At 31.7% G+C, this 7,764-nt stretch carries 11 protein-coding genes and 1 pseudogene; 9 read left to right on the top strand and 3 right to left on the bottom strand.

Features of this window, described 5'->3' with window-relative positions:
• Positions 1-163: 163 nt before the first annotated feature.
• From ACFINH_RS08695 to ACFINH_RS08685, 3 genes are all read left to right on the top strand, one after another.
• A complete protein-coding gene (locus ACFINH_RS08695) occupies positions 164-313 on the top strand; it encodes a hypothetical protein (protein ID WP_375612426.1) in 150 nt (49 codons plus the stop codon).
• 45 nt (positions 314-358) lie between these two features.
• Positions 359-814, top strand: coding sequence for a TIR domain-containing protein (locus ACFINH_RS08690; RefSeq protein WP_375612425.1), 456 nt, complete (start codon positions 359-361; stop codon positions 812-814).
• 163 nt (positions 815-977) lie between these two features.
• On the top strand, positions 978-1,631 hold the full coding sequence (locus ACFINH_RS08685) for a recombinase family protein (protein WP_375632711.1): 654 nt from the start codon (positions 978-980) through the stop codon (positions 1,629-1,631).
• 59 nt (positions 1,632-1,690) lie between these two features.
• Here ACFINH_RS08685 and ACFINH_RS08680 read toward each other — a convergent pair whose 3' ends face one another.
• The gene (locus ACFINH_RS08680) at positions 1,691-1,900 is read right to left on the bottom strand and encodes a hypothetical protein (protein WP_375632709.1); all 210 of its coding nucleotides are present in this window, start codon (positions 1,898-1,900) and stop codon (positions 1,691-1,693) included.
• 304 nt (positions 1,901-2,204) lie between these two features.
• Here ACFINH_RS08680 and speD point away from each other — a divergent pair, with 304 nt between their 5' ends.
• From speD to ACFINH_RS08660, 4 genes and pseudogenes are all read left to right on the top strand, one after another.
• A complete protein-coding gene (gene speD, locus ACFINH_RS08675; protein WP_273724021.1) occupies positions 2,205-2,606 on the top strand; it encodes an adenosylmethionine decarboxylase in 402 nt (133 codons plus the stop codon).
• Positions 2,607-2,629: 23 nt separating this feature from the next.
• Positions 2,630-4,021 (top strand): coproporphyrinogen-III oxidase family protein, encoded by a 1,392-nt coding sequence (locus tag ACFINH_RS08670; RefSeq protein ID WP_375632706.1) that lies wholly within the window; start codon positions 2,630-2,632, stop codon positions 4,019-4,021.
• A gap of 158 nt (positions 4,022-4,179) precedes the next feature.
• Positions 4,180-5,415: an MFS transporter gene (locus tag ACFINH_RS08665; RefSeq protein WP_375632704.1), complete on the top strand. Its 1,236-nt coding sequence runs from the start codon at positions 4,180-4,182 to the stop codon at positions 5,413-5,415.
• 41 nt (positions 5,416-5,456) lie between these two features.
• Positions 5,457-5,606 (top strand): annotated as a pseudogene (locus ACFINH_RS08660) (resolvase); the annotation flags it as partial.
• Between the two features lie 86 nt (positions 5,607-5,692).
• On the opposite strand, the gene ACFINH_RS08655 reads toward ACFINH_RS08660, so the two are convergent.
• Positions 5,693-5,977 carry a hypothetical protein gene (locus ACFINH_RS08655; protein ID WP_375632702.1) on the bottom strand — a complete coding sequence of 95 codons (285 nt, stop codon included), beginning with the start codon at positions 5,975-5,977 and terminating at the stop codon, positions 5,693-5,695.
• 91 nt (positions 5,978-6,068) lie between these two features.
• Between ACFINH_RS08655 and ACFINH_RS08650 the strand changes: the two genes are divergently transcribed.
• Positions 6,069-6,749 (top strand): ParA family protein, encoded by a 681-nt coding sequence (locus ACFINH_RS08650; RefSeq protein WP_375612422.1) that lies wholly within the window; start codon positions 6,069-6,071, stop codon positions 6,747-6,749.
• A gap of 3 nt (positions 6,750-6,752) precedes the next feature.
• Positions 6,753-7,019 (top strand): hypothetical protein, encoded by a 267-nt coding sequence (locus ACFINH_RS08645; RefSeq protein WP_375618900.1) that lies wholly within the window; start codon positions 6,753-6,755, stop codon positions 7,017-7,019.
• A gap of 31 nt (positions 7,020-7,050) precedes the next feature.
• Here ACFINH_RS08645 and ACFINH_RS08640 read toward each other — a convergent pair whose 3' ends face one another.
• Positions 7,051-7,407, bottom strand: a complete 357-nt coding sequence (locus ACFINH_RS08640; protein ID WP_375621836.1) for a helix-turn-helix domain-containing protein — start codon at positions 7,405-7,407, stop codon at positions 7,051-7,053.
• Positions 7,408-7,764 lie beyond the last annotated feature (357 nt).

The following is a 7,764-nucleotide window of genomic DNA, read 5'->3' as shown; positions in this document are numbered from 1 at the left end:
AGTGATGATGATTATTTTCGTGATGAGTATGAGGATGTTGCGTAAATAAAATAGCAGGTGCGGGGGGCGCCTGCTTTCAGAGAGCAATGTAAAAACAAAGGTATTAAAATTTCCATTAAACTCAATAAAACATGGAACATAACTGAAATTATAGGTGTTGGAAATGCTCAATCATGATGATATCGAAAGTGTTGAATTTTGTTTTACTGTAAATGGTAAAAAAATAAAATTTGATAAAGAGACTAATGATAAATTAAAGGAAAATATAGATTGGGAGAAATTTTTATCGCAATTATTCGTTGATAAAGAATAATAAGCCCTCTGGGACAAATGCATGTATTTTATAGGGGATATAAAAATGCCAAAAATTTTTATTGTATATAATAATCATACTATTTTAGAACAAACTGAACGTATTCTTTTTAAGCTTGGATTGGAACCATACGTTCTGAAATTTGGTAGTGATGATTTAACTACTATTGAGGATTTTAAACAAGAAATTAGTATGCAAACTAATTCTCCAAAATTTGGTATTGTGTTACTTACTCCCGATGAGATTGGCTATGCAAAATCTGCTGATAAAAAAGACGCACAACCGCGCGCTAATAAAAATGTTATTTTTAAAATGGGTATGTTGTTTCCTATAATTTCTTGCAGAAATATTGCTATTTTAAAACAACGAGATGTTGAAGTGCCTTCAGATTATGAAGGGATTAATTACATTCCTTTTAATGAACACGTAAAAGAAACTCTCCCAAAACTTATTGAACTATTAAACACCGCCGGATTCAATTTAGATACACTTAACGACTGAATTTTTTTTGCATGAAGTATACGCACAGTGTCATTTGAAGCGTCATAAATTGCAATATCAGAAAAAACGATCATTTTTTATGAACGAAAATTGTATATTTAATTCCTATTTTTTCTATGCAATAATAGATCAGTTTTAATCAAAAATAACCTTTTTACTGAAAATGCCAAAATTTTATGCTTATTTACGTGTTTCTCGTGATGGACAAGATACAGAAAATCAAAAATTTGGATTGTTAGAATATGCTAATAAAAATGGCTTTGCACCACTTCATATAGAGGAAGAAATTGCAAGTAGAGGAAAAGATTGGCGTAAGCGTAAACTTGGTGCTTTAATTGAAAAAGCGGAATGTGGTGATGTTTTACTCACACCGGAGTTTTCTCGTATAGCTGGTTCTTCTCTTGCTGTTTTAGAAATTCTCAAAGCAGCCAGTGAACGTGGTTTAATTGTGCATATAACGAAACAAAACCTTATCATGGATGGAAGTTTACAAAGCGATATCATTGCAAACGTATTGGGTATGGTATCGCAAATTGAACGGCATTTAATTCAAACACGTACAAAAGAGTCATTAAGTGTTGCTCGTCAACGTGGTATAAAACTTGGTCGTCCAAAGGGGAGTATAGCCACAAAATTGAAACTTGATAGCCATATTGATGAAATTCAAGCATTTATAAATGTTGGTTTATCACAGAGCCGTATTGCTAAGACATTAGGAGTTAGTGTGAATACCTTACGTTTATTTATTGAACGTAAAAACATCAAGCTTACGAAAATAAAGCCTATCATTACCATGCCAAAAACATTGGAGAATTAAGATAAACTACGACAAGTTGATAGTTCTTTTCCATGACGTGATGCATTGAAGTATGTTTATTATTTACGTACAAAATTTGCATAATCAATAACTTCTTGTTCATCACAGCTCTTAAAACTTTTAATTTCTAAGTTTAACAAAATCTTTTCAATCTCACGGTCTGTTAATTTATTTCCTTCAATACGAGTAGAAGATCCGATACTTCCAACAGTTGCAATATGGCGAAGAGCGTTAAACGTTCTGGAGCAAGAGTTCCAAAAGCGCGCCACGCACCTTTAAACTCATCAATCTAGTTTATATTCTTTTTATTTATTTTTTTAGCTTCTGCTTATTTATGTAAAATTAAATTATTTTTTATTGTATGTTATATATATTTAATATACCGTATCGTATATTGTTTATACAATAAGCTAACTATTAAATTTAGGAGGTAATTATGGAAAGTGCACGTGAATTATTTATAACGGAATATTTAGAAGAAGATGTTTGTAATCTCGGAGTATTCTGGTAATTGTGCTGGAAGAGGTGTCTAGCCTCTTCCAACCCAGTAAGTGAATTAATGGGGGAATTTATATGGATGATGAAGGTTATCATTATTTACTGGATGGGATTATAAATGATCTAGAGTTCTTAAAAGATGAAAAGGCCTTATATTCTTTCTTTCTTAAAGTAATAAAAAATACAAAAATGAATATTCTTGGATTCATGTCACATAAATTTACAACAGATGGGCAAGGTGTGACAGGTTTTTTTTTATTGAGTGAATCACATTTATCATTCCATACATACCCAGAGAGTAATTACATAAGTATTGATTTGTATACTTGTGGACAAGATTATGGCAAGGCAATTGAAGCTATTAAAATTCAATGGGAATATACTGGACAATTATTTATTAGATCGTTTAGGAGAGGTAAGCATTTTTTGAGTATTAATACCTCTTCTTCTTATGACGAAGATTTATCTAATGTATGATAACTATAAGAACGAAGGCAGCTATGAATATCAAAAACAATGGCTTATTTAAGTTTGATTATCAAATTCCTGTATACAATTTTTTTTTCCCAAGTCAAGGAAAGTGTATTATTGATAAGCCAGTATCTGATGTTATTGTGAATAGTAATAATGATATTAATTCGAGAGCTTTGTATTTTCATATTCCTTTTTGTGAAACTATATGTACATTTTGTCCTTTTACTAAAGGTGGTTATAAAGGCGAAACTGTAATTAATAATTACACGGATGCTTTAATTAAAGAAATAGAATTAAAAGCAAATTTTGTTGATTACCAGGCTGTTCCGGTTCGCGCGATTTTTTTTGGAGGAGGAACTCCATCTTTATTATCTCCATCTAATATTTTAAAAATAGGAGAAGCTATACATAAGCATTTCAAAGTAGCATCTAATTGTGAGTTTTCTTTTGAAATTGAGATAAAAAGTCTTACCGAGGAAAAAGTAATTGCTATGAAAGAAATAGGGGTTACACATCCACGCTTTGGTCTTCAAACTTTTAATCAAGAATGGAGAAAACTTTTTAATCTCACATCTACATACGAACATATTAAATTTGCTGCTAGTATATTAAATGCTAATTTTAAGTACGTACTTTTTGATATATTGTACGGTATGAACGGACAAGATGAAGAAGAAATAATTAAAGATCTCGAAATGGCTGTATCTCTTGGTACATCTAATATAGACATATACCCAATTGACAATGTTGTGACACAAGTAAAATTGCATAAAGCTATCAAAAACCGTGGTTTAGGTTTTACTACAGCAACAAGAAAATTTTCTATGAATATGCTAATAGATGCTTATATGAGAAGTAAGGGATTTATGCCTCATAATGGTCATGGTTATATTCGTACCCCAAATGTAACCTCTGATATAGTTACGGATGAATATAGTTTTGTGTATCATGAGCATGTTTATGGATATTCAGATTTTGATTTGCATGGTTTTGGAGTAAATGCTGTAACATCAATACGTGAACACGTAATAACAAATTTTTCTAATCGTAATGCTTACATTACAGCCGTCAATAGTGAAAAAATGCCCGCAAATGTTAGTAAGCACTCTCCAATTCTAGATGAGATAAAGCCAATCATTTTGCGCCTACCTTATCATGGTTTAGTGAATAAATCTTTAATAAAAATGGATTTTGTGCCTAAAAGTATTTTTTCTAAATTAGATATTCTTTTATCTAATGATCTTATAGTGGAAAATAATGACTCCTGGCAACTTACAAAACTAGGTTGGTATTGGTATATTAATATTATGTTTTGGTTGATGCCAGAAGAAGATCAACGTATTTTAAAGGCATTTATTGCAGAAAAACTGAATGAAACAGGTAGATTTATAGCTAAAAAAGAGCTTGTGTATGTATGATAATATTCTGTCTTTTATAATAAGATTAAAATATTATTCTAAATTCTTGTATCATTATGCGTATTTCTTTAAACGTTTTTTTTTGAAATTTATATCACCAATTGTATTGAAGGGAATGCAACTTTAAGTGTAGAAAAATTTAATATCGGATGGTTGATATGAATTTATTTTTAAAAAAGAGTCCTTTAGCTCTTTTTTCCTCTCTCTTTATTTCTAAAGTTGGTGATTATGCTTATGAAGTTGTTTTTGTTTTACTGGTCTTAGAATTAACAGATAACATCTTTTTTATAGGTCTTGTGTATTTTTTTCGATTTATCCCTTTTCTCTTTTTTGGTCCTATAGGAGGTTGGTTAGCGGATAATTTTTCTTTGAAGAAAAATATGATCTTAAGTGAATTTATTAGATTATTAGCCTCATTATTCGTTTTTATAACCATTATAACAGGGACTGCACATATTATTGTGCTTATTTTAGCAGCAATATGTACAACGATCGGAAGAAGTATTTTCCAACCAAGTTTTCAAGCTGCTATTCCCAGAATGTTTTCAGCAAAGGATCTTACAAAGGCAAATAGCATTACACAAATTATAGAGGAAACTGCATCCGTCACGGGTCCTTTAGTTTGTTCCCTACTGCTTTTTTTAGCAAATAAATCGGCAGTACTCATTTTTGATTTTTTTACCTATTTTATATCTATTATCGTGTTATTTAATCTCATGAATTTAAATTCAAGCGAGAATAAATCATTCAATTTTATAAAAATTTATCGAGAAACGGCTTCCTATCTTAAATATATTTCTAAAGAAAATAATAATTTATTTATTACGCTTGTTGGCTCGTCGTTTGCTATTCTCTTTACTGGTGCAATTTTAAGATTTTTAATTCCAGCTTTTGTCCTCTCTATAGGGGGAGAGGAAAGCCTTGTTAGTTATATTTTTTCTCTCATGGCTGTTGGAACTATTGTTGGTGGGTTGTTATATAGTAAAATTATATTCAAGATTACATCGTTGAAGCTCATGGTATTTTGGCTTCTTTATGGGGTTATTCTGTTTGTTATGCCCTTAGCAGCAGGACTTTATTTAAAACTCCTTCTCGTATTAGCATTTGTTTTAGGATTTATTGGTGCACTTGTGGATATTAGTTTAGTCTCAGCTATTCAATTATATTCTCGTCGTGAAGATTTTGGTATGAGTTTTGGAACTTTTTCAACTTTAGCAAACTCTGCGGAAGCAGTGTCTGGCTTTATTGCTGGACTTTTTGCACTCGTGGGATTGTTAAGCTCTTTTTTAGCGATGTCTGCCTTCATTATTTCCACGGGAATTATTGGCGTTGTAAAAATTAAGAAAAATAAAGAGTTAACACCTCTTAACACGACGGTCGATGACGACCATTGATATATTTGGTATCTACATGCAGTAGAAAATAGAGCAGTAGTGAAATTCAAGCATTTATAAATGTTGGTTTATCACAGAGCCGCATTGCTAAGACATTAGGAGTTAGTGTGAACACTTTGCGTTTATTTATTGAACGTAAAAACATCAAGCTTACGAAAATAAAGCCTATCATTATCATGCCAAGAACATAAAGGTATACTTTAGTATAGTACTATACCCTACGATATAATATCATAAGGTATAGTAAAATTAACTGATAAACTTCTCATAGAGGAAATTAATTTTTTCCTATATCCTCTTTCCAAAATTTTGTGTCATTGTCTATCATTAGAGCTAATTGTAGCGCAGCTTCTGGAACTGTACTTTTTATGATATCTCCTCTCTTTGTTTTAGCTTCTGTAAATCCATCACGCTGTATTATATCGGGTTTGTTAGAACTATCTATTTTTTGATTAAAAGCTTCAAAAAATTTACTAACGTTTTTAAAAACGTTATCGTTATGATTTTGAACGGGTTTATAAGTATAGTCAGGAAGAGTGTTTTTTTCAGATTTATTTGGCATTTTTCCTCCGTGAAAAGGGTGATTTTAATACTTTATTATACCTTATAGTATAATACTATACAATACCATATTCTATTTAGAGAGTAACTAAATGCCTGTCATATCCTTTGCTAATTCCAAGGGTGGAAGTGGAAAAACAACATCTGCTTTGCTCCTTGCTTGTGAACTTGCACATGCTAAACCTGTTACAATTATAGATGCTGATCCTCGCCATCCTATTACCACTTGGTCTGAATTACCGGGTAAACCAGATAATCTTACTGTCGTTACTAATGAATCTGAAAAAACTATTTTAGATGAAATAGAAATTGCATCTACTAGAGATCCATTCGTAATTGTTGATCTAGAAGGTACAGCATCACGCTTAACTAGTTATGCAATTAGTCAATCTGATTTTGTAATTGTTCCTATGAAGGAACAACAGCAAGACGCTATAGCAGCTATCGAAATTATAAAAGAAATTCACAGAGATATGAAAGCTGTACGGCGTCTTATCGCTTATTCTGTTTTGTTTACGCAATCTAAAGTTGTTGCAAAATCCAGAACTGCTCGTTTTGTATCATCTCAATTTAGAAAAAACCCAGAACTTGATGTTTTTGAAACAGAAATCAATGAACGTGATGCTTTTTCCGCAATCTTTGCAACTGGAGGTTCACATCGTAATCTCAATCCAAAGGAAGTTAATAATTTAGAAACTGCGATTGGCAATGTCGAAGCATTTGTTGCTGAAGTCATTACAAAGCTAAAAAAAGTTCAAGAGAAAGGAAATTAAAGAATGAGTACAGAAAGAAAACCATTAAATTTTTCAGAACTTGATGATTTTAAACCACGACAAACTCAATCTTCTTTAAACATTATACAACGCAAAGAGGTAGATAAGGCAGCAACTTTCCCAAGTCGTGAACAGTCAGTTGAGATACAATTAAATATCAAAGCTAGCGTAAATATCATTAATCGTTTTAAATTGATGGCTAAACAAGAGCGATATCGCCATGGTGATTTTCTAGAAATATTAATGAATGCTTATAAACAGAGCGATTAGTTTGTACGCTATAATTTTAAAAGTATTCATTTTATTCAGAAAACAAACATAAAACTGCTTTCTGTTTTTTAGGATTAAGTTTTCTAAAACCTTTTAAAAGGAAATATTCTTCTTTACTGGAAATTTCTTCATCATAATGGTACGGAATATTTCTTTTTTGTGAAATATCGGTATAAAAAAAGGAGATATGAACATCTAGTATGTTAGCGATTTCCTGCAAGCGTCCAGCTCCTACACGATTTGAGCCTTTTTCATATTTTTGGATTTGTTGGAAGCTTACTCCTAATTTGTTTCCTAACTCTGTCTGAGAAATTCCCATTGAAATGCGTTTATGACGAATTCTTTTGCCTACAGAAATATCATTAAAATGTGGAGTTTTCTTTTGCACTTTAAATTCCCCCCGACCGGGTGCGAGCGCCCTCGCATTGGTATTCCGGGAGTTAAAAGTACTGAAGTTTGAATCAGCTTTTTGCTTTTAGTGCTTTAAGCACCTGGACATAGCAAAAGCTCCCGGAATCCCGGGAAACCAACAGAGTGGGCTAATTTTATGTTCAAACTTTAAGGCTTTTAATCCCTTATTAATCGCTGCGTATACGATTAAAACATTCGCTTACCAATAAAGTAATTTCAGGAGATTGGCAAATAAAAATAGTTTTTATTTATAAACTTTATTTTTTAATGAGAGGCTATCCGCCTCTCAAACTCTCCGGAACGCTCACCAAAATCATGACATCAGACCCGCGTT

Source organism: Bartonella sp. AA74HLJMH, assembly GCF_042197045.1.
Lineage (GTDB): Bacteria > Pseudomonadota > Alphaproteobacteria > Rhizobiales > Rhizobiaceae > Bartonella.
This window is presented reverse-complemented; position numbering and strand designations above follow the sequence as displayed.